Source organism: Streptomyces sp. CA-250714 (assembly GCF_050936705.1).
In the GTDB taxonomy this organism is placed as follows: domain Bacteria; phylum Actinomycetota; class Actinomycetes; order Streptomycetales; family Streptomycetaceae; genus Streptomyces.
Genome location: NZ_JBNJMI010000001.1, coordinates 4,051,135 through 4,070,426, shown reverse-complemented (window position 1 = coordinate 4,070,426; position 19,292 = coordinate 4,051,135). Strand labels below are relative to the sequence as shown.

Here is a 19,292-nt window from a genome sequence, read left to right as displayed (position 1 = left end):
CTCCCCCTTGCCGCCGCTTCACCTTCTCCGCCGCTTCGGAAGCGCGGCGAAATCGGAGCCCTCACTTCGGCTTGCGGCGTCTGCCGCGGCCCGCGGGGCGGCGCGTTGCCGCCGGGCCACCAGGTGAGGGGGCCGGAATGCTCGGCGGAGCCCCCAGGGGCGGCGAGCCCATGGGCGGTGCGCCCGGGGCCGGAGCCCCCACGTGCGGGGCGCCCTCCCGGGGGCGGTTCCGGTCCGCCGAGACCACCAGTGCGGCCAGCAGGGTCGTGACCGGGACCGAGGCGACCAGCCCGATGGAGCCGACGAGCGTACGGACGATCTCCTCGGCGACCACCTCGCTCGTGGCGACCATGGTCACATCGCTGCGCGCGATCGAGAAGAGCAGCAGCAGCGGCAGCGCGGCGCCCGCGTAGGCCAGCACCAGGGTGTTGACGACCGACGCGATGTGATCGCGCCCGATCCGCATCGCCGAGCGGTAGATCTGGCGCCAACTGGCCCCGGGATCCGCCGCTCTGAGCTCCCACACGGCCGACGTCTGGGTGACCGTCACATCGTCGAGCACGCCGAGCGAGCCGATCAGTACGCCCGCCAGCAGCAGGCCGCGGATCTCGATGCCGGGATAGAGCCCGTGCACCAGTCCGGTCTGGTCGTCGGTGTTGCCGGTCAACTGCGCCCAGCCGATGAACAGCGAGCCGAGCATCCCGATCAGCAGCAGCGACACCAGCGTGCCCAGCACCGCCACCGACGTACGGGCCGAGAGTCCGTGGCACAGATACAGCGTGGCCAGCATGATGGCGCTGCCTCCGACCACCGCGACCACCAGCGGGTTCGAACCCTGCAATATGGCGGGCAGGATGAACAGCGTCAGCACCGCGAAGCTGATGACGAGGCCCACCAGCGCCAGCACCCCGCGCAGCCGTCCCACCAGCACCACCACCAGCGCGAAGACGCCAGCGAGCAGCACCATCGGCAGATCGCGGTTGGTGTCGACGACGCTGTACTGGAGGTCGCGCGGCGCCTTTTCCGCGTACGCGACGACGACGCCCTGGCCGACCGAGTAGGTGCGGGTGGCGTCCGGGGGCACCACCTCGGTGAAGGTGTGACCCTTGTCCTTGCCCTCGGTGACCTCGATCGTCGCCTTGCGGCACGGGCCCTTCGAGCCGCCGCTGCCCGGTGTGCCGCCGGGGGGCTGGGCGGCGCCACCGCCCGAGGAGGCGGGCGGCTGGCGGACGTTGGCCTTCTCACAGTCCACTTCGACCTGCTTGGTCACTTTCGCATCGAAAGTCGGCCGGTCGAAGCCGACACCGGAGTGGTCGTGCTTGTGGCCCGGCGCGCCCCCCGGCCACAGCACCACCAGCCCGGTCAGCACGGCCACCGCGAACGGCACGAGCACAGCCGCGATGACCTTCCGCAGATGGCGGGAGACAGGCGTGGCGGGCCCATGTGCGTGCGCGTGCGAATGCGTATGGCCAGGGGCTTGTGAGTGGCCGGTTGGGGGGCCTGGAGGGTTCGCGGGGCCGGGGGCGTCGGAGTGGGTCACCGACCGATCATCGCAAGAACAACCGTGCGGGGTGTTCAGTACCGCCCGTGTGCCGTTAGCGTAGAGACGCCTTTGCACATCGCGGGAGCTCCGAGCACGGGGCTGAGAGGGCGCTGACCTCCGTGGAAGGAACCACGGAAACGGCTGCGCCGACCGCCGAACCTGTTACCGGGTAATGCCGGCGTAGGGAGTGGGTCTCATGACCACGCAGGATGCACACGCGCGCGCCGAAAACGCGACTGACGTCACAGCCGAGCAGGCCATCGGCTCGCACAAGGGATATCTGCAAGGACCGCGCCCGGACATCCGGGTCCCCGTCCGACGGGTGCATCTCACCAACGGCACGGATGTGACGCTCTACGACACGTCCGGGCCGTACACCGACCCCAACATCGACACCGACGTGCGCCGCGGTCTGGCGCCGCTGCGCGAGAACTGGATCATCCAGCGGGGGGACACCGAGGAGTACGCGGGCCGCGAACTGCGGCCCGAGGACGACGGCATCAAGCACACCAGCCCCCGCGGCGGGCTGGTGCGGAACGGGGCGGCCGATCTGGCAGGTCTGGACGCGGTCTTCCCCGGCCGCCCCCGCCAGCCGCGCCGGGGCCGGAACGGCACCGCCGTCACCCAGCTCGCGTACGCGAAGCGGGGCGAGATCACCGCGGAGATGGAGTACGTCGCGCTCCGCGAGAACCTGACCCCCGAGTTCGTCCGGGACGAGATCGCCGCGGGCCGCGCCGTACTGCCCGCCAACGTCAACCACCCGGAGACCGAGCCGATGATCATCGGGAAGAACTTCCTGGTGAAGGTGAACGCCAACATCGGCAACTCGGCCGTCACCTCCTCCATCGAGGAGGAGGTCGAGAAGATGACGTGGGCGACCCGGTGGGGCGCCGACACCGTCATGGACCTCTCGACCGGCCGCAACATCCACACCACCCGCGAGTGGGTGCTGCGCAACTCCCCCGTCCCCATCGGCACGGTGCCGCTGTACCAGGCGCTGGAGAAGGTGGACGGCAAGGCGGAGGAGCTGTCCTGGGAGGTGTACAAGGACACCGTCATCGAACAGTGCGAGCAGGGCGTCGACTACATGACGGTGCACGCCGGCGTACTCCTGCGCTACGTACCGCTGACGGCGCGCCGCAAGACCGGCATCGTCTCGCGCGGCGGCTCGATCATGGCCGCCTGGTGCCTGGCGCACCACCAGGAGAGCTTCCTGTACGAGCACTTCAGCGAACTCTGCGAGATCCTGCGCTCGTACGACGTGACGTTCTCGCTCGGCGACGGGCTGCGCCCCGGCTCGATCGCGGACGCCAACGACGCGGCGCAGATGGCCGAGTTGGACACCCTGGGCGAGCTCAACCGGATCGCCAAGGCGCACGATGTGCAGACCATGATCGAGGGTCCGGGGCATGTGCCCATGCACAAGATCAAGGAGAACATCGACCGCCAGCAGGAGGTCTGCGAGGAGGCCCCGTTCTACACGCTGGGCCCGCTCACCACGGACATCGCTCCCGCCTACGACCACATCACCAGCGGCATCGGCGCCGCGATGATCGGCTGGTGGGGCACGGCGATGCTCTGCTACGTCACCCCGAAGGAACACCTGGGGCTGCCGGACCGGGACGACGTCAAGACGGGCGTGATCACCTACAAGATCGCCGCGCACGCCGCCGACGTGGCCAAGGGCCACCCCGGTGCGCAGGACTGGGACGACGCGCTGTCCGACGCCCGCTTCGAGTTCCGCTGGGAGGACCAGTTCAATCTGGCCCTCGACCCGGACACGGCCCGCTCGTTCCACGACGAGACGCTCCCGGCCGAACCGGCCAAGACCGCGCACTTCTGCTCCATGTGCGGCCCGAAGTTCTGCTCGATGAAGATCTCCCACGAGATCCGTGAGCAGCACGGGGCCACGTTGGAGGAGGTCGAGGCCGGAATGGCGGAGAAGTCCCGGGAGTTCGCTGAGGCGGGGAACCGGGTGTATCTGCCGCTGGCGCAGTGAGTACGGGGCGCGGTGGGCCCGTTGACGCGGTGACCACTCGCCGCTGAGCAGGAAGGGCGGTTCGTGGCTCCCCCCTCTTGCCACGAACCGCCCGGCTCTGTGCGCTGCGCGGCTCTACGCGCGAAGCTGCGCAGACAACAAGAGTAGTTGACTCAGCGTCAGTGTCCAATCACTTATCGATATAGACTTATCGGGAGATTTAATTTTCCACCACGCACAGTGACGAAAGCGGAGGGTTTGGCCCGGGGCTTTGCGGGCCAGACCTCCTGCATGTTCGTCGAACGTCCCGTGGTCAAGCGGACTGCCCGCGCCATCCTCCTCGCGCCCGCCGACGGCCCGGGCGGGCACGCGGAGCTGATCCTCATCAAGCGCACCAAGCCCGGTCAGGAGCCGTACTGGATCACGCCGGGGGGCGGCGTCGAACCGGATGTGGACCGGACCGTGGTGGACGCCCTGCACCGTGAGGTGGCGGAGGAGTTGGGGGCCGAGATCACTGACGTGGTGCCCGCGTTCGTGGACACGGTGAGTGATCCCGCGGAGACACCGGGTGGAGTGAAGGTTCAGCACTTCTTCGTGTGCCGGCTCGTCTCCCTCAATCCCCGCCTACGGCATGGACCCGAAGTGGAGGAGCCACAGGGGGAGTACGAGATCGTACGGCTGCCCTTCACCCCGGAGGGCGTCACCTCCGTTGAGGTCGTGCCCCCGTCGCTGCGGGCCTACCTCGCCGCCAACGTCGAGGGCGTCCAGGCCCTGCTCGCGTCCGACCTGGGCTGACCTACCCGAACCAGCCCTGAAACGGGGCGGTTTCACGTGATTCGTCCGACTCGGTGCTGCGGCCCCGGCGCTGTGCCTCGGCCAGCGCCCGTTCGGCCTCCAGCCGCCAGGCGGAGATGTCCCGGGCGTGCTCGGCGGTCTCCCCGTTCCCGGAGCGCGCCGAGATGGCGGCGGAGACCGCCGAGGAGGCGGCGGGAACGGCGGCCGACGGGGTGGGAGCGGCGGTCGACGGGGCAGGAGCCGCATGCCGTCGCCGCGGCAGCGGTGGCGGCCCGGCCGCGTACGCGGGTTCGAGCTCCGCGGCAGGCTCCGGCTCCGCGGCTGCCGGTTGCCCGTTCGCGGCGGGTTCGGGTGCGGGCTCGGGTGCGGGCTCGGATGCGGGTTCGTGGGCCGGCTCGGGTGCGGACTTGTGCGCGGACTCGGATGCGGGTTCGTGGGCCGGCTCCGGTGCGGGCGGGGTGGTGGGAGCGGGCGGCACTACGGGCACCGGCGGTGCGGCCGGGACCGGCGGGACGTGCGGTGCCCCCGTGGCCGCCTCGGCGGCTGCGGCTGCGGTTGCCGGTGCGGGCGGGGCCCCCGGGACCGGGGGGAGGCCGGGCGGCAACGGTGGCGCCGCGAGGGTGAGCGTGTCCTCGCCGAGCGCGCTCGCCACCTCCTCCGCCGCGGCGGTCTCCGAAGTGGGCTCCGGGACGGCCTCCGTTGCCGCCGTGCCCGTACGAGTGGCTGCCGCCGCCTCCCGGCGGGCCTCGCGGGCGTCGCGGGCGGCGCCGAAGAAGTCGCCGCCCTTGCGCTTGTGGTCGTCGGTGCCCCATTCGCGCGCGGGGCGGCGCGGGGCCTTCTGGAGGTGGGGGATGTGCTTGGCGCAGTGGATGTACGCCTCCTCCACCTCGACCCTTACCCACAGCACGGCCCGGCGTCCGGGCACCGGGTCCTGCGGCAGGTCCGGGACCCAGGGGCGCAGTTCGGCGTCGTCCAGCACCTCGGCGCGGCCGTTGATGTGCAGTCCGATCCGGGCGCGGAGGAAGTCGATGAGGAGGATGCCCACATGGGGGTTCTCCTCGATGTTGCCGAGGCTGGCGTGCACGCCGTTGCCGCGGTACTCCGGAAAGACCAGCGTCCGTTCGTCCAGCACCCGCAGAAATCCGGGCGGTCCGGCGCGGAAGCTGCTGTCGCACTCGCCGTGGCGGTCGGCTGTGGCGAGGAAGAACATCTCCTGCTGGCGGGTGAACTCCCGCATCCGCTCGTTGAGATGGTCGAGCACCTGGTCCTGGTAGAACCGGCCGGCGCGGCCGTCCGAACCGATCCGCTGCTGGAGCGCGTGCTCCCCGTCGCTGCCGGGCAGCCGCCGCGGCGGGCCGTGGTCGGTGTCCACGCCGTGGTCCGTGCCCGCTATGTGCCCCGCGGATCCGTCGCCGTATCCGTTCGCGTCACTCAACGCCGCCACTCGTCCCTTTCCTCGACCGGTCTGCCCGGGCGCCGTTCCGCAACCGGCGCCGGGTGCCAGGTCCTCGACAGCCACGATCCGAACACCCCACCATCTAGGCCCCCTGCGCGACCAGTTCGTCGAGGGAATCGTGGCGTATGCGGTGGGTCGGGATGCCGAGCCCGACCAACGTCTCGACCCCGGTCCTGATCATTCCGGGCGGACCGGACAGATAGCCGTCGTACGCGGACCACGGGCCGTATCTGCGTACCGCGTCGGGAAGCTCGCCCGCAAGCGCCTGTGCCGCGGCCTGTCCCCCGCCCGCCGCGACGACGGGGCGTACCGACAGCCAGTTGTGCTGGTCCCGCAGGCGCAGCATCGTGTCCAGGTCGTAGAGGTCGTGATTGGTGCGTGCGCCGTAGAAGACCTCGACCGGACGCGGCCTGCCCTGCCCTGCCACGTCCTCGACCAGCGCCTTGATGGGGGCGATACCGGTGCCGCCGCCCAGGCACAGCAGACCGCTGTCGGCGCGGTGGTCGACGACCATGGAGCCGGCGGGCGGGCCGAGCCGCAGCACATCGCCGGGGCGGGCCCGCTGCACCAGCGCGGTGGAGACCCACCCGGCGGGCACCGACTTGACGTGGAAGGTCAGCAATCCGTCGGGGCGGGGCGCCGACGCGAACGAGTAGTGCCGCCACACCCGCGGCCACCAGGGGGTCTCCAGGCTGGTGTACTGCCCGGCGCGGAACGGGTACGGCTGGTCCGGGCGGACGGTGATCACGGCGATCTCCGGGGTGCGGAGCTCGTGCGAGACGATCTCCGCGTCCCACCAGGGCGGCGCGCGGAGCTCGTCCTCGGCCGCCGCGTCGATCATCGTCTGCGAGATCGCGGTGTAGGCACGCACCCACGCCGCCTCGGTACGCGGGCCCCAGGTGGTCGGCGCATAACGGGCGATCGCGGCCATCAGACACTCGCCGACGGCCGGGTAATGGCTGGGCAGGGTGCCGTACTTGCGGTGGCCGCGGCCCAGGTTGCCGAGGTAGTCGGTGAGCAGTTTGCCGTCGTCGTAGAGGCGTACGGCGGTCAGCAGCGCGCGGAAGAGCCGGTCACGCTGGTTGTCCATGGCGGCCGGGAACATCTCGCGCAACTGCGGGTACTGGACGAACAGCAGCGCGTAGAAGTACGCGGTCGCCGCGTCGGCGGAACGTTCAAGCTCGGCCATGGAAGCGCGGATCAGCTCGGAGTCGACGAGCTGTTCGGCGGCCGGGGGTGTTGCGGTGGCGGGAGCCGCCGTGGCTGTTGCCGGGGGGACCGCCGGCTGCGGCTGAGCGGGGGCTGCCGCCTGCGGTTGCGCGGGGGCCGCCGGTTCGGGTGCTGGTTCCGCTTCAGCTTCCGCTTGCCGTTCCGGTTGTGGCTCGGGTGCGGCCGTTGTGGTGCCCTGCGGGGTCGGTGTCGCGTCCAGTGCGCCTGGCGCGGGGCGCTCCGCGGGTGCGGCATCGGACGCCGGGGTGAACCATCCCCGTCCGCCGCTGCCACCGGCGGACGCACCGTCGCTGCCCGACATGGTGGTCATGCTCGCCTCGCCTCGTACCTCTTCCGGACGTTCTGTGCACATCCGTGTTCCGAAAGTTTCGGTAAACCGCCCCCTGCGAACATCGAGCGAGGAAACCTTTGCAGTCCTTACAGCACGATGCGGGAGGGAACCGACCATACCGTGAAGCCTTCACGCCACAACCCCTGTCCGTGGTTCCGGTGAATTCCGTCATTCGGAACACGAACATGAATTACCGTGCCAGGGAGACGAGTCCGTAGGCATCCCGGAGATCACGACCGGTGTAGTGGTGCGAAGCGAGGGAGCGGACGTGCTGGTCGGCGTTTACCGCGACGGAGACCGGGACGGCGGCGAACAGTTCGGCGTCGGACAGGGAGTCGCCGTAGGCCACGCAGTCCTCGGCCCGAACGCCGAATTGGGCGCACAGCTGCTTCGCGATCTTGACCTTGGACGACGGCGAAAGAATGCCGGCCGGATCGAGGGGACGCGTCGGATACTTCGTACTTCCGTTCGGAATTGCGCGAGGAACCTCCGGCCACCGTGAACCGTGGGTAACCTCGGCCCCCCAATCCTGTAGTCGGCGTACAAAGAAATCCGGCGAGAGCGAAATCACCGCACAGCGCTCCCCGTTCGCCCTGATGTCCGCCCACACCTCCCGAATTCCCGCCAACCACGGCGCTTGGGCGAAGGCTGCACTCACGATCTCGTCGTTGAGCGCGGACCACAACGCGCATGCCTGGAGGGCGAACCGATCGGGCGTCAGTTTGCGTTCCGCAAAGGCGCGTTCGAGCTCTCTGATCTCTCGCTCGACGCCGAGTTGCTGGGATATCTCGACGGAGGCGGCCGAGCCGTACAGGAGGGTGCCGTCGAGGTCGAAGAGATGCAGCCGGGGCCGGGGCTGTGGCCCCGGCCCCGATCGATTGGTCGCATTCGCATGCATACCCGCGATCGTACGGCCGTACGGGAGGGGGTGCCCCTGTCTGTTCGACGCGGACTGCGGGTGCGTTGTGGTTGCTCGCGCAGTTCCCCGCGCCCCTTACGGGGCGCGGGTCCCCTGCTGTGCTTGGGCAGTCTGCTCCCCCAGCCTCCGGCCGGGAGGTGCCCCCAGGGGCGCAGGGTGGGCAAGCGCAGCGCCCATTGCGGGGCATTCAGGAACCGCCGGGTAAGCGCTGGTCCGCGCTGCAGCCGACCGTTCCAGCAGGGCTGAGGTCACCGCCAGGGCTAGGGCGGCGAGGGCCAGGGTGGCGCCGGCGAGGTTGGGGGAGGTGGGGCCCCAGCCGGCGCCGAGTACCAGGCCGCCGAGCCAAGTGGCGAGCGCATTGCCCAGATTGAAGGCGCCGATGTTCATCGCGGAGGCGAGCGTCGGCGCGCTCGCCGTCTGGTCGAGCACCCGCTTCTGCAGCGGCGGGACCGTGGCGAAGCCGAACGCGCCGATCAGCGTGAGCGTGACCGCCGCCGCCACCTTGTCGTGCGCGGTGAAGGTGAACGCCGCCAGCGCGACGGTCAGCGCGATCAGCGCCGTGTACAGCATCGGCAGCAGCGCCCGGTCCGCGAACCGGCCGCCGACCAGGTTCCCGGCGACCATGCCGACGCCGAAGAGCACCAACAGCCAGGTCACCGAGGTGTCGGCGTATCCGGCCGCGTCCGTCATCATCGGCGCGATGTAGGTGATCGCGGCGAAGACCCCGCCGAAGCCGAGCACCGTCATCCCCATCGCCAGCAGCACCTGGACGTTGCGGAAGGCGGCCAGCTCACCACGGATCCGGCCGCCGGCCGAAGCGGCGTTCCGGGGCTCCGGGACGTCCTGCGGCACCAGCGCGGCGACGCCCGCCAGCCCCAGCACCCCCAGCGCGGCGACGGCCACGAACGTGAGCCGCCAGCCCGCCTGCTGTCCCAGCATGGTCCCGAGCGGCACACCGATCACATTGGCGAGGGTCAGCCCCGTGAACATCAGCGAGATGGCGGCGGCCTTGCGGTGCGGGGCCACGAGCCCGGCCGCGACGATCGAGCCGATGCCGAAGAAGGCACCGTGCGCGAGTGAGGCGATGACCCGGCCCGCGAGCATCACGCCGAAGACGGGCGCGATCGCGGAGACCAGGTTGCCCACGATGAACAGTCCCATCAGCAGCATCAGCATCCGCTTGCGGGACATCCGGGTGCCGAGCACGGCGAAGACGGGGGCGCCCAGCAGCACCCCGATCGCATAGCCGGAGGCCAGATAGCCGGCCGTGGGGATGGAGACACCGAACTCGGCGGCGACCTCGGGCAGCAAGCCCATGATCACGAACTCGGTCGTCCCGATGCCGAAGGCGCCGATGGCGAGCGCCAGCAGGGCGAGAGGCATGAGGGAGCCTTCCATGGGGGTGGGGGGATCAGTGCGCATGGCGATTACACACGTCGACATTAATTGCAGGCGCTGGATATATGCAAGCGCCGTATATTGCGAAGCGGCGGGATGACCTAACCTGGGAGCTGCGCCCTGTGGCGGGGCGCGGAGCCGCCAGGAGAGGAGCCGCTCATGTCACGTCGCGCCGACCTCGGTCTCGCGCACGGCTGGTGCGCGCTCTCCGCGCTGCACGGCCGTATCGAGGCGCACATCGAACGGGAGCTCCAGGCCGCACACGAGCTCAGCGTGCGCGAGTTCTCCGTGCTGGACGTGCTGAGCGAGCAGCACGACGGGGACGGCGGCCACTTCCGTATGAACCAGCTCGCCGACGCCGTCGTACTCAGTCAGAGCGCCACGACCCGGCTGGTCAGCCGGCTCGAGGACCGCGGACTGCTGCGGCGCTATCTGTGCCCCGACGACCGGCGCGGTATCTACACGGACGTGACCGAGGAGGGCCACGCCCTGCTGGACGCGGCACGCCCCACCCATGACGTGGCGCTCAAGGAAGCCCTCGCCGCGGCGGAGGCCCGGCCCGAACTGGCCCCGCTGGCCGCGGCCGTCCGCACCCTCGCCCACAGCGGACCCCAGGACTGAGGCGGCTGCGGCCGTCCGTACACCTGGGCGTATGGTGCGGAGGATGACCACGACTTCCAGCGGCTCGGCAGCCCGCCCGCAGGAGCCGCCCGACGAGGAGTTCGCCGTCCGCCGGGCGACCGCCGAGGACCTCCCCGAGATCGTCGCCCTGCTCGCCGACGACGCGCTCGGCGCCGGCCGGGAGACCCCGTCGGATCTCGCCCCGTACCGCGCCGCGTTCGACCGGATCGCCGCCGACTCCAACCAGCATCTCGTCGTCGCCGAGTTCGGCGGCAGGACGGTCGGCACCCTGCACCTCACCGTCATCCCCGGCCTGTCCCGGCGCGGATCCGCCCGCTCCCTCATCGAGGCGGTACGGATCCACACCGATCTCCGCGGCAGCGGACTGGGCACCCGGCTCATCGAGTGGGCCGTCGACGAGTCCCGGCGCCTGGGGTGTGCGCTGGTGCAGCTCACCTCCGACGCCACCCGCGTCGAAGCACACCGCTTCTATGAGCGCCTGGGCTTCCAGGCGTCACACCTCGGCTTCAAGATGCCGCTGGCCTGAGAGCCAGCGGCCGTCCCTGGTGGGCCGCACCCTCATACGCGGGCCGCGCGCTCCAGCATCGCCAGGAAGTCGGCGCGTTCGCGCGCGGAAAAGCCTTCCAGCAGCGCGTCGTTGGCGCGTTCGGCCGCCGCGGCGCACCGCGCCAGCAGCCGCTCGCCTTCGGGGGTGAGGCGTACGGCGTTCTTGCGCCGGTCCTCGGGGTGCGGCTCGCGCCGCACATAGCCGTCCTGCTGCAGGTCGTTGAGAATGCCGACGACGTCCTTGGGGTCGAGCGCCACGCTGCGGGCGAGCTCCGCCTGGGCCACGGGCTGGTGATCGGAGGCGGCGGCCAGCACCACGTGGTGCCACATCCGCAGCCCCTCCTCGGCCAGCGCCTCGGCGACGAGCGCGCGCCCGCGCGCCGCGGCCCGGCCGAGCAGCCAGCTCGGCAGCGTACGGATCAGCGTGGGGGCGGGTGGCGTCTCGGGCATGACTCCAGCGTACGGGACCGTGGGGAACCCCCACGGATATTCGTTGGTGTTCCCCAGGGTTTCTTGTTTATCGTTGGTGCGCCCCACGGTAATCAGAAGCCATCACACCGGGAGTCCCATGCGTCGCGTCCGCCATACCTCCGGCACGCTCACCCTCCAAGAAGTCCCCCGCCCCGTCCCCGGACCGGGCGAGCTCCTCATCCGTACCGAGGCCATCGGCGTCACCCTCCCCGCCATCCGCAATCTCCGCACAGCCGGAGCCGCGTCACACACCGACGCCGAGGCCCGTACCGAACCACAGCCGGTGTCCGGCGAGGTCGCCGGGACGATCGAGGCGGTCGGACCGGCCGCGGGCACCCCCGGATCCCGTCCGGAAGAAGGTCTCGCGCCGGGCGACCGCGTCACCGGGCTCTGCTTCGGCGACGCGTACGCCGAATTCGCCCTGCTGCACACCTCCATGGCCACCCCGGTCCCCGCACACGCGACAGCGCGCGAAGCCGTGGCACTGCTGCGCGGCGGGCTCGTGGCGATCGGCGCACTGGAGGCCGCGGGGCCCCGGCCCGGCGAGACCGCGCTGATCACCGCCGCTGCCGGCGGCGCCGGTCATCTCGCCGTCCAGCTGGCCCGGCTGCACGGCGGCGCCGCCCGCGTCGTCGCGGCCGTCAGCGATCCGGGCGCCAAGGGGGCGTTCCTCCGCGACCTGGGCGCCGACGCGGTCATCGGCTACGACGACCTCGGCAGGCCGGACGCGACCGAACCCGCCGACTACGTACTGGACGCCGTCGGCGGCGAGTTGCTCACCCCCGCCGTCCGCGCACTGGCCGACCACGGCCGACTGATCGCCTACAGCTCGGGCGGCGGTACCGTCGACGCCCATCAGCTGCTGATCGGCGCCAAATCGGTGACCGGCTTCCAGATCGGCCGCACGGCCCGGGACCAGCCCGACCGCTACGCCGCCTGGTGCCGGGAGCTGTGGCGGCTGCACGCGGCGGGCACCCTGCGCGCCGCCGTCGCCGCCGCGCTCCCGCTGGAGCGGGCGGCAGAGGCGCACGACCTCATCCAGCGCCGCGCAAACCTCGGCAAGGTGCTGCTGATCCCCTGACAGCCGCCCCGCCCCGGGGCCCCGATCCGCACGCGCCCTGCGCTATGCCACCGGCCCCCGCCGCGCCCCCGGTCTGGAGGCCGAGCCGCTCCCAGACCCGCCCGCGAAGCAGTGCGTACTCCGCGGCTCTGCGCAGCGAGTGCCCCATCGGGCGGGGCACGGAGACCCCCTCCATGACGACCTGACCCGCATGGAACTGGTCACGGGTGAGATCGATCTCGGAGCCGTCAGGCAGCCTGTTCCACCAGTGGAAACCCTGCCGCTCACCGTTCTCCGCATACACCTCCCCGCACATCAGCTGCCCGCCGAGCAGGTCGTGCACGACCAGCGCCGTCACATCGCACTGCCCCCGCGCGGGGTTCGCCGGACTCCAGCCGGCGCGGGCCAGGTCCTCCGGGGAGCAGGTGTCCGCGCCCCAGGACGCCCGCAACGCCCCCTCGATCCGGCCCAACTCCGAAGCACCCACGCCCACACCGGAAACCCCGACCGCATCCACACTCATGTCCGCAAGCATGCCCCACCCCACTGACAACGACCCCTGCCGACCGCGTCACACCGTGGATCTCCGACCGAGGACGCCGACGGAATCAGGCATCCCGCAACAACTGGCCCGTATCGAGCGGCCCGGAACGAGCGGTCCGTATCCAGCGGCCCGTATCGAGATGCAGCGGCCCGCATCGAGCGGCCGTACCGACCGGCGTACCGACCGGCCAGTATGCCGATGCCTATGTCCCGGCTACGTCACCTCGCCCGCATCACCCCGCCCGTATCACGCAGCGAAGCGCCTCAGTGCGTGTGCCGTCTCCAGCGGTCGGTCCTCCGGCAGGAAGTGGCCGCCGCCGGGGATCAACTCCCGCCGGGCGCCCGGGATCGCGGCGGCCAGCAGGTCCGCGGTACGTGGAGCGAGCCAGCGGTCCTCCGCGCCCCACAGCACCAGCGACGGCACCGCCACCTCACCGAGCCGGTCCACCACTTCGCGGGTGTCCTCGAAGCTGACGGCCTCGACCTGATCGAGCCAGCGGCGCTGCCCGTCGGCCCCCTGCCACGGCGCGGCGTACGCGCGGGCGACCTCGGGCGGCATGGGGTGGTGGGTCGCCGAGGCGAAGCGGGCGGCGACGAGGTCGCCGAAGATGTCCGCGGGCATGGTGCGGTAGACCTCAGCGTGCCGCTGCTGATGCTCGGTGAAGGGGGTGTTCCAGGGCCCGAGCACTGCCGCGTCCACCAGCGCGAGCCGCGCGGCGGCCAGCCCCTCCAGCAGATACGCGCGCATGACCACCCCGCCCCCGATGTCGTGCCCGACCAGCAAGGCCGTCCCGTCGTCGATGCCCCAGTGGGCGGCGAGTTCGGCCAACGTACGGGCCTGCCGCGCGATGGTCGGCGCGACACCCTCCGCCGCCCGGGAATCCCCGTATCCGAGCAGGTCCCAGACATGGACGGTGTGATCGCGCGCGAGTACGGGAGCGACCTCGCGCCACAGATAGGACGACGCGGGAGAACCGTGGGTCAGCACGACGGGCGGCCCATCCCCCATGACGTACGTGGCCACTTCGCCGCCGGACACCCGGACCGGCCGCGCCGTACCCGAATCCGTAACCGTGCTCGTGCTCGTCCACATGCCGACCATGCCGATCACTCCCGCGTAAGGGGTAGAATTTCAATTCTCCGGTTACGGTAGCAGTCACGACGGCAGGGAGTAAGGCGTGCAGATTCTCTTTTCCGATTACGGCTGGGGAGCCGGGACGGCCACCGATCTGGTCAACACCTCGCCCCGGGTCAGAAGCGCGGGTGAGGCCCTGCCCGACCCCGAGGCGCTCAGCCGTTTCCTCACCGAGCACCAGGTCCCGGCCCCGGCCGACCGGACCGGCTCCGCCCCGAGCACCGCTGACGTGCTGGCCGTCCACACCCTGCGCGACGAGCTGCGCGCCATGTTGGAGTACGACAGCGAGACGGAAATGGCCGCCGCCGCCAATGCGTTGCTGAGCCGCAGCACGCTGGGCGCCCGCCTCGCGCGTGACGAGGCGGGAAGCTGGCAGTGGTACGTACACACGGCACCGGACGCGGCTCCCCAGGTGCGGCTCGCCGCGCTGTCCGCCGTCGGCGTTCTCGGCACCCTGCGCACTCTGGGCGCCGCCCGTTTCCGCGGCTGTGCCGCTCCGGACTGCGACGGCGCATTCATCGACACCAGCCGAGCGGGACGTCGCCGCTACTGCATGCCGGAGTTGTGCGGCAACCGCAGGAACGTGGCCAACCACCGCGCCCGCGGCAACCGGCGGGGAGGGCCCTGACGGCCGCTCCCCACCGGTGGTGTGCCCGGGGCCGGAGCCCAGGGCCCGCCTCACACAGCCGACCTCACACAGCCGACCTCGTACAGCTGTAGCGGACCACTCCGTCCTGGGCTGCCGTGCGCCGGAACCCCGCTTTCTCCAGCACCCGGAGCGAGGCGGGGTTCGCCGGCTCCACGTCGGCGAACACAGTGCGGACTTCGGGCGCGGTGAAGGCGAACTCCGTCAGGGCGCGAGTCGCCTCGGCGGCGTAGCCCCGGCCACGGCGGGAGCCGACCACGCCGTAGCCGATCTCCAGTGCGCCCTCGGTCGGCGGCCAGAACAGGCCGATCGAGCCCACCACCAGGCCGGTATCCCGCTCGATGACCAGGCGGTGGCCATAGCCGCCGAGCCACGCGGGGAACTGTGCGAAGAGGCCGGCGACGACGCTGTCGCCTTCGGCGGGAAAGTCGGCCGCCCACCGCTCGGACCTGACGTCACTGAGCACCGCGGCCACATCGGCCGTGGTCCACGGCCGCAGCACAAGCCGCTCGGTGACGAGATCCGCGGCAGCAGCAGCGGGAGTTGAGGCATCGGGGGAAGAGGGGGAGGAAGAGGAAGACACGCGTCACTCCTGATCGTCGGAACGATCCGGACCGCGCTCTCCTATCGCGCGGGCCGGACAAGGGCATGCTGATGACGGCCGACGGCGGCCATATTCATCAACCTCCCTGTCCGTACTCACGCTGTCCGTGCTCACGCATCCACGCCTCTCGCGGTGCGCCTCGCGCTGCCGGGACGCTAACAACACCTCCCCGTCCGGGCAACGGCTTTGTCGACTCCCCCCCCGGCGTCAGAACGCCGCACCCCTGTGCCGCGGTCACGGAAGGGTCAGAATGCGGGGCCCCTCCTCGGTGACGGCGATGGTGTGTTCGATGTGGGCGGCTCGGCTGCCGTCGACGGTCAGCAGAGTCCAACCGTCGCCGCCGACGCGGTACTCGTCGCGGCCACCGGCCATGAGCATCGGCTCGATGGCGAGGGCCAGCCCGGGCCTGAGGGGGAAACCGCGGCCGGGCCGCCCCCGGTTGGGGACGTGGGGGTCTTCGTGCATACGCCTGCCGATGCCGTGGCCGCCGAAGTCGGCGGGCATACCGCAGCGCGCTGCCTGGGCCACCGTGTCGACGGCGTGCGAGATGTCGCCGATGCGGTTTCCCGGCCGGGCGGCTGCGATGCCGGCGTCGAGGGCCTGCTGGGTGGAGTCGATCAGCTCCCGGTCAGCCGGCCGCGGAGTACCCACGGTGAAGGTGATGGCGGCGTCACCGGTCCAGCCGTCGAGTTCGGCGCCGCAGTCGATGCTGACCAGATCGCCGTCGCGCAGCCGGTAGTCGGTGGGTATGCCGTGGGAGACGGCGTCGTTGACCGAGGTGCAGATGACCGCGGGGAACGGGGTGGGGGCGAAGGAGGGCCGGTAGCCGAGGAAGGGGGAGCGGGCACCGGCCTTGTCCAGGACGGTACGGGCCGCTTCGTCCAGTTCCCGCAGGGACACTCCCACGGCTGCCGCGTCGCGGACGGCGGCGAGTGCCTGCGCCACAACACGCCCGGCCTCGCGCATCGCCTCAAGTGCCGCTTCGGTCTTGATCTCCACCATGCCCCGCATCTCCTCGTCCGCCACCGAACCGGGCACACCTGGCGCACGCCTGACGCACGCCTGGCGCGCACCCGGACCCGGCCCCGGAGCCAATTCTTATACCGGTATTAGTATCACGGGCATGGTGCGGACTCCTTTGACCCCTTGGGAACGGCAGCGCGGCGAGCAGTTGGGCGCGCTGCTGCGTCAGGCGCGCGGCGAACGCAGCATGGTGGAGGTCGCCTCGGCGGCGGGAGTGTCCGCCGAGACGCTGCGCAAGATCGAGACCGGCCGTGCCCCGACCCCGGCCTTCTTCACCGTGTCAGCGCTGGCCGTCGCCCTCGGCATGTCCCTGGACGAGCTGGCCGCCGCCTGCGCCCAGGACGCCGGATGGGACGACCCCGCGCTGTCGGCCTGAACCCTCGCGCGGGGCACCGGATCACCGCACGCGGCGCGCTCGCAGGACGGTGTCGTGGGTGTGGTGTGTGCCGGCGGGGGCGGGAGCGGTGCGCGGCCGGGTTTCGTTGATCAGGACGGCCCAGTTGTCGTCGAGGAGCCCGGCGATCTCCTCGGGCTGGTAGTAGTCGGCGGGGACGATGCCGTCCTCCAGGCGCGGAGGCAGGTCGGCGAGGTCGTGGCCGACGAAGAGCAGGGTGCCGCCGGGTGCGACGGCGGCCAGCAGACCGCGCAGCGCCGCGTGGTCCGGGCGGCGCGGCAACGGGAAGTACTGGACGGACACCAGGTCGAACGCGTCGGCGGGCGGCGGCGTTGCGGTCAGGTCCGCGCATTCCCACACCACCCGGCCTGCGATGTCGGCGCCGGCTGCCTCCGCACCGTCGGCGGCGCGTCGCAGCGCGATCCGCGAGATGTCGACCGCGGTGACCTGCCAGCCGCGCCGGGCCAGCCAGTGTGCGTCGCCGCCTTCCCCGCACCCCACATCCAGCGCCCGTCCCGGCGGCAGCCCGTCGGCTTCGGCGACGAGCACCCCGTTGGGGGCACCGCTGAAGAGCCGGTCGCGGCTGCCGTACCTCTCGTCCCAGAATTGTGCGTCCATGGTCCGTCCCTCAGCTGCTCGGCGGGCAGTTGCCGGAGGCGGTGGCCTCCGCTGCCGAAGGCGCCTCCACTGCCGAAGGCGGTGGCGCCTCCGCCCCCAAGCTGGACCCACAGCGACCAGTCGGCAAAGTTTGTTGCCGAACCCGCAAAAGCGTGGCCACCGGCGGGCCGTGGTGTCTCACTGGCCGGTTCCGGCCGCATCCCGTGCCGGGCCCACGCGTTCGAGCTTCGTCCAGCCCGTCCAGCCCCGCTCCTTCAGCAGCTCGATCAGCCGACGGGCCGGCGGCGCGGTGTCGAACGCCAGCGTGTCCATCAGCTTGGCGAACGGTGGCTCGATATCGGCGTCGCCGACGTAGTCCTCGCCCTGCTCGTCGGCCATCCGCGAGAGGTAGGCGGCCAGCTTGTCGGCCAGCTCGACCAGCCGCGGGTCGTCATCGGTCCGGTCGAGGGCCTGGCCCAGGGTGAGATAGAAGTCGACGAGCTGCGGGTCGGCGATCTGCTCCCGCTTACGGGCCACCCACTCCGGGACCCGCTCCGGCGAGTGCGCGGCCAGCGGGATCCAGCCGTCGCGTTCGACCTGGACGATCCGCTCGTCGACCCCGAGCGCCCGCAGTCGGTCGAGGAACTCGATCACGTCGCCAGGCAGCGCCAGGTTGTCCCCGGCGGCGAGGCGGGCGATCCGCTCGCGGTGCCGCTGCCGCTCCCGGATCTCCGCCCGCAGCCGCTTGTCGATGTCCGAGACAGCCGCGGCGAACTCCTCCTCGTCGGCCTGGAGCAGCTCCCGTACGCGCGCCAGCGGGACCCCGGCCTCGGCGAGGGTCCGGATCCTGATCAGCTCGACCACGGCGCCGGCGCCGTACCGCCGGTAGCCGGAGTGATCCCGTTCCGGCTCCGGCAGCAGCCCCTTGGCGTGATAGTGCCGCACCGCGCGCACCGTCACCCCGGCATACGACGCCAGCTCACCGATCGTCAGCATCGGTCCGTTCTCCTGCGAGTTCGACCGGTCGGCCTGCCGACCCGGTGGTGTGGCTGAGAATGAGCTCGGCGACTTCCGGGGCGTGGGTGAAGACCAGCCGGTGGTCGGCGTCGAGCCAGGACGTGGAGATGTGCGGCTGCTCGCGGACGAGCCGCTCAACACCGGCCCGCCAGAGCCGATTGTGCCGCGGTGCGCGCCCTTCGCCGCTGTCACCGGCGATCGCGGACGACATGACCATGCTGATGGGGCAGTCGATCTTCCGGTACCGGTCGAGGAGCCCGGACCGGATCACATCCATTTCGAGGTTCAGTCCATGGATGTCCTGCGCGGTGAGCGAGACCTGACGCGCGGTGCCCCTGATCCGCTCGGCCTCTTGCCCCGTCGCCAGATCCTCCGCCATCGTACGGAATCCTGCCAGGTCAACGGCGGTGATGAACGGTTCGGGCAACGGGTTCGCCCCGTCGATGAGGACCAGCCCGGCGACGGTGTCCGGGTGCTCGGAGGCATGGTGCACGGCCAGGTCCGCGCCCAGCGAGTAGCCGACGAGCACGGGCGCCGAGGGCAGGCCGAGACATCCCGGCTCCGCCAGCACGGCGCCGAGATCACTCAGAAACGCGTCGAAGGAGTACCGGTCGGCGGCCGAGGCGAGGCCATGGCCCCGAAGGTCGAACGTCACCACGTCGTGGTCGCGCCGCAGGAGCCCGGTCAGCTCGTGCAGGTCGGCCTGTGTCGAGTTCAGTCCCGGGCACAGGACCAGCGGTCGGCCCCGGCCGCCACGGGACACCGGGATCGTGACGCCGTCGTGGTGGACGGTGAAGTGCCGCACCCTGTGCCGCACTGTCCTGCCGCCCCTCTCGTCCCGCTCCCCGTCGTCGCCGCTCGGCATACCCGTGATCGCACCGGTTCTCGTCGTCATGCCGACCATGCTGGGAGGTTGACGCTGCGTCGGGGTCAACCGTCGCGTTCTGGGTTCCCGCAGAACGCG

Annotated in this window: 20 protein-coding genes; 7 read left to right on the top strand and 13 right to left on the bottom strand. The window is 71.2% G+C overall.

What is annotated here, in order from left to right; genetic code table 11:
* Positions 1 to 61: 61 nt before the first annotated feature.
* Positions 62 to 1,540, bottom strand: a complete 1,479-nt coding sequence (locus tag ACQEU8_RS18230) for a YibE/F family protein (protein ID WP_433101838.1) — start codon at positions 1,538 to 1,540, stop codon at positions 62 to 64.
* 199 nt (positions 1,541 to 1,739) lie between these two features.
* Here ACQEU8_RS18230 and thiC point away from each other — a divergent pair, with 199 nt between their 5' ends.
* Together thiC and ACQEU8_RS18220 are read left to right on the top strand one after the other, a co-directional pair.
* The gene (gene thiC / locus ACQEU8_RS18225; RefSeq protein WP_433101836.1) at positions 1,740 to 3,542 is read left to right on the top strand and encodes a phosphomethylpyrimidine synthase ThiC; all 1,803 of its coding nucleotides are present in this window, start codon (positions 1,740 to 1,742) and stop codon (positions 3,540 to 3,542) included.
* A 270-nt stretch (positions 3,543 to 3,812) separates the two neighbouring features.
* The gene (locus tag ACQEU8_RS18220; protein ID WP_433101834.1) at positions 3,813 to 4,316 is read left to right on the top strand and encodes an NUDIX domain-containing protein; all 504 of its coding nucleotides are present in this window, start codon (positions 3,813 to 3,815) and stop codon (positions 4,314 to 4,316) included.
* A 1-nt stretch (position 4,317) separates the two neighbouring features.
* On the opposite strand, the gene ACQEU8_RS18215 is transcribed toward ACQEU8_RS18220, so the two are convergent.
* The 4 genes from ACQEU8_RS18215 to ACQEU8_RS18200 all read right to left on the bottom strand — a co-directional run bounded on the left by ACQEU8_RS18215 (position 4,318) and on the right by ACQEU8_RS18200 (position 9,635).
* Entirely contained in the window at positions 4,318 to 5,760 is a 1,443-nt protein-coding gene (locus ACQEU8_RS18215; protein WP_433101832.1) for a pyridoxamine 5'-phosphate oxidase family protein, read from the bottom strand.
* 94 nt (positions 5,761 to 5,854) lie between these two features.
* Positions 5,855 to 7,312 carry a globin domain-containing protein gene (locus tag ACQEU8_RS18210; RefSeq protein WP_433101830.1) on the bottom strand — a complete coding sequence of 486 codons (1,458 nt, stop codon included), beginning with the start codon at positions 7,310 to 7,312 and terminating at the stop codon, positions 5,855 to 5,857.
* Positions 7,313 to 7,523: 211 nt separating this feature from the next.
* Positions 7,524 to 8,231, bottom strand: coding sequence for an HAD family hydrolase (locus tag ACQEU8_RS18205; RefSeq protein ID WP_433101828.1), 708 nt, complete (start codon positions 8,229 to 8,231; stop codon positions 7,524 to 7,526).
* Between the two features lie 96 nt (positions 8,232 to 8,327).
* Positions 8,328 to 9,635 (bottom strand): MFS transporter, encoded by a 1,308-nt coding sequence (locus tag ACQEU8_RS18200; protein ID WP_433101826.1) that lies wholly within the window; start codon positions 9,633 to 9,635, stop codon positions 8,328 to 8,330.
* Between the two features lie 174 nt (positions 9,636 to 9,809).
* On the opposite strand from ACQEU8_RS18200, the gene ACQEU8_RS18195 reads away from it, so the two are divergent.
* On the top strand, positions 9,810 to 10,271 hold the full coding sequence (locus tag ACQEU8_RS18195; protein ID WP_433101824.1) for a MarR family winged helix-turn-helix transcriptional regulator: 462 nt from the start codon (positions 9,810 to 9,812) through the stop codon (positions 10,269 to 10,271).
* Between the two features lie 43 nt (positions 10,272 to 10,314).
* A complete protein-coding gene (locus ACQEU8_RS18190; protein ID WP_433101822.1) occupies positions 10,315 to 10,818 on the top strand; it encodes an N-acetyltransferase family protein in 504 nt (167 codons plus the stop codon).
* Between the two features lie 32 nt (positions 10,819 to 10,850).
* Here ACQEU8_RS18190 and ACQEU8_RS18185 read toward each other — a convergent pair whose 3' ends face one another.
* On the bottom strand, positions 10,851 to 11,288 hold the full coding sequence (locus ACQEU8_RS18185; protein ID WP_433101820.1) for a MarR family winged helix-turn-helix transcriptional regulator: 438 nt from the start codon (positions 11,286 to 11,288) through the stop codon (positions 10,851 to 10,853).
* 118 nt (positions 11,289 to 11,406) lie between these two features.
* On the opposite strand from ACQEU8_RS18185, the gene ACQEU8_RS18180 reads away from it, so the two are divergent.
* Positions 11,407 to 12,390: a quinone oxidoreductase family protein gene (locus ACQEU8_RS18180; protein ID WP_433101818.1), complete on the top strand. Its 984-nt coding sequence runs from the start codon at positions 11,407 to 11,409 to the stop codon at positions 12,388 to 12,390.
* On the opposite strand, the gene ACQEU8_RS18175 is transcribed toward ACQEU8_RS18180, so the two are convergent.
* Positions 12,344 to 12,892: a YunG family protein gene (locus ACQEU8_RS18175; RefSeq protein WP_433101816.1), complete on the bottom strand. Its 549-nt coding sequence runs from the start codon at positions 12,890 to 12,892 to the stop codon at positions 12,344 to 12,346. The two genes, ACQEU8_RS18180 and ACQEU8_RS18175, sit on opposite strands and share 47 nt — an antisense overlap.
* Positions 12,893 to 13,159: 267 nt before the next feature.
* Positions 13,160 to 14,014: an alpha/beta fold hydrolase gene (locus ACQEU8_RS18170; RefSeq protein WP_433101814.1), complete on the bottom strand. Its 855-nt coding sequence runs from the start codon at positions 14,012 to 14,014 to the stop codon at positions 13,160 to 13,162.
* Positions 14,015 to 14,090: 76 nt separating this feature from the next.
* On the opposite strand from ACQEU8_RS18170, the gene ACQEU8_RS18165 reads away from it, so the two are divergent.
* Positions 14,091 to 14,675, top strand: a complete 585-nt coding sequence (locus tag ACQEU8_RS18165; RefSeq protein WP_433101812.1) for a CGNR zinc finger domain-containing protein — start codon at positions 14,091 to 14,093, stop codon at positions 14,673 to 14,675.
* A 64-nt stretch (positions 14,676 to 14,739) separates the two neighbouring features.
* Here the strand turns inward: ACQEU8_RS18165 and ACQEU8_RS18160 are convergent, their stop codons facing one another.
* A complete protein-coding gene (locus tag ACQEU8_RS18160) occupies positions 14,740 to 15,276 on the bottom strand; it encodes a GNAT family N-acetyltransferase (protein ID WP_433101810.1) in 537 nt (178 codons plus the stop codon).
* 255 nt (positions 15,277 to 15,531) lie between these two features.
* Positions 15,532 to 16,299 (bottom strand): type I methionyl aminopeptidase, encoded by a 768-nt coding sequence (map, locus tag ACQEU8_RS18155; RefSeq protein WP_433102497.1) that lies wholly within the window; start codon positions 16,297 to 16,299, stop codon positions 15,532 to 15,534.
* Positions 16,300 to 16,420: 121 nt separating this feature from the next.
* Between map and ACQEU8_RS18150 the strand changes: the two genes are divergently transcribed.
* The gene (locus ACQEU8_RS18150; RefSeq protein WP_433101808.1) at positions 16,421 to 16,696 is read left to right on the top strand and encodes a helix-turn-helix domain-containing protein; all 276 of its coding nucleotides are present in this window, start codon (positions 16,421 to 16,423) and stop codon (positions 16,694 to 16,696) included.
* 21 nt (positions 16,697 to 16,717) lie between these two features.
* On the opposite strand, the gene ACQEU8_RS18145 is transcribed toward ACQEU8_RS18150, so the two are convergent.
* The 3 genes from ACQEU8_RS18145 to ACQEU8_RS18135 form a co-directional block, all read right to left on the bottom strand.
* Positions 16,718 to 17,332: a class I SAM-dependent methyltransferase gene (locus ACQEU8_RS18145; protein WP_433101806.1), complete on the bottom strand. Its 615-nt coding sequence runs from the start codon at positions 17,330 to 17,332 to the stop codon at positions 16,718 to 16,720.
* Between the two features lie 177 nt (positions 17,333 to 17,509).
* Complete coding sequence (locus ACQEU8_RS18140; protein ID WP_433101804.1) at positions 17,510 to 18,307, bottom strand: MerR family transcriptional regulator; 798 nt, start codon at positions 18,305 to 18,307, stop codon at positions 17,510 to 17,512.
* Positions 18,291 to 19,223 (bottom strand): alpha/beta fold hydrolase, encoded by a 933-nt coding sequence (locus ACQEU8_RS18135; protein WP_433101802.1) that lies wholly within the window; start codon positions 19,221 to 19,223, stop codon positions 18,291 to 18,293. The genes ACQEU8_RS18140 and ACQEU8_RS18135 overlap by 17 nt, the downstream gene beginning before the upstream one ends.
* Positions 19,224 to 19,292: the final 69 nt, after the last annotated feature.

What these genes read in the sequence shown, in the direction of transcription:
- ACQEU8_RS18210 (WP_433101830.1), bottom strand. Translation starts at nt 7,312, where the DNA reads ATGACCACCATGTCGGGCAGCGACGGTGCGTCCGCCGGTGGCAGCGGC.
- ACQEU8_RS18135 (WP_433101802.1), bottom strand. Translation starts at nt 19,223, where the DNA reads ATGACGACGAGAACCGGTGCGATCACGGGTATGCCGAGCGGCGACGAC.
- ACQEU8_RS18140 (WP_433101804.1), bottom strand. Translation starts at nt 18,307, where the DNA reads ATGCTGACGATCGGTGAGCTGGCGTCGTATGCCGGGGTGACGGTGCGC.
- ACQEU8_RS18185 (WP_433101820.1), bottom strand. Translation starts at nt 11,288, where the DNA reads ATGCCCGAGACGCCACCCGCCCCCACGCTGATCCGTACGCTGCCGAGC.
- ACQEU8_RS18195 (WP_433101824.1), top strand. Translation starts at nt 9,810, where the DNA reads ATGTCACGTCGCGCCGACCTCGGTCTCGCGCACGGCTGGTGCGCGCTC.
- ACQEU8_RS18145 (WP_433101806.1), bottom strand. Translation starts at nt 17,332, where the DNA reads ATGGACGCACAATTCTGGGACGAGAGGTACGGCAGCCGCGACCGGCTC.
- ACQEU8_RS18200 (WP_433101826.1), bottom strand. Translation starts at nt 9,635, where the DNA reads ATGCCTCTCGCCCTGCTGGCGCTCGCCATCGGCGCCTTCGGCATCGGG.
- thiC (WP_433101836.1), top strand. Translation starts at nt 1,740, where the DNA reads ATGACCACGCAGGATGCACACGCGCGCGCCGAAAACGCGACTGACGTC.
- ACQEU8_RS18190 (WP_433101822.1), top strand. Translation starts at nt 10,315, where the DNA reads ATGACCACGACTTCCAGCGGCTCGGCAGCCCGCCCGCAGGAGCCGCCC.
- ACQEU8_RS18205 (WP_433101828.1), bottom strand. Translation starts at nt 8,231, where the DNA reads ATGCATGCGAATGCGACCAATCGATCGGGGCCGGGGCCACAGCCCCGG.
- ACQEU8_RS18220 (WP_433101834.1), top strand. Translation starts at nt 3,813, where the DNA reads ATGTTCGTCGAACGTCCCGTGGTCAAGCGGACTGCCCGCGCCATCCTC.
- ACQEU8_RS18170 (WP_433101814.1), bottom strand. Translation starts at nt 14,014, where the DNA reads ATGGTCGGCATGTGGACGAGCACGAGCACGGTTACGGATTCGGGTACG.
- ACQEU8_RS18175 (WP_433101816.1), bottom strand. Translation starts at nt 12,892, where the DNA reads ATGAGTGTGGATGCGGTCGGGGTTTCCGGTGTGGGCGTGGGTGCTTCG.
- map (WP_433102497.1), bottom strand. Translation starts at nt 16,299, where the DNA reads ATGGTGGAGATCAAGACCGAAGCGGCACTTGAGGCGATGCGCGAGGCC.
- ACQEU8_RS18180 (WP_433101818.1), top strand. Translation starts at nt 11,407, where the DNA reads ATGCGTCGCGTCCGCCATACCTCCGGCACGCTCACCCTCCAAGAAGTC.
- ACQEU8_RS18150 (WP_433101808.1), top strand. Translation starts at nt 16,421, where the DNA reads ATGGTGCGGACTCCTTTGACCCCTTGGGAACGGCAGCGCGGCGAGCAG.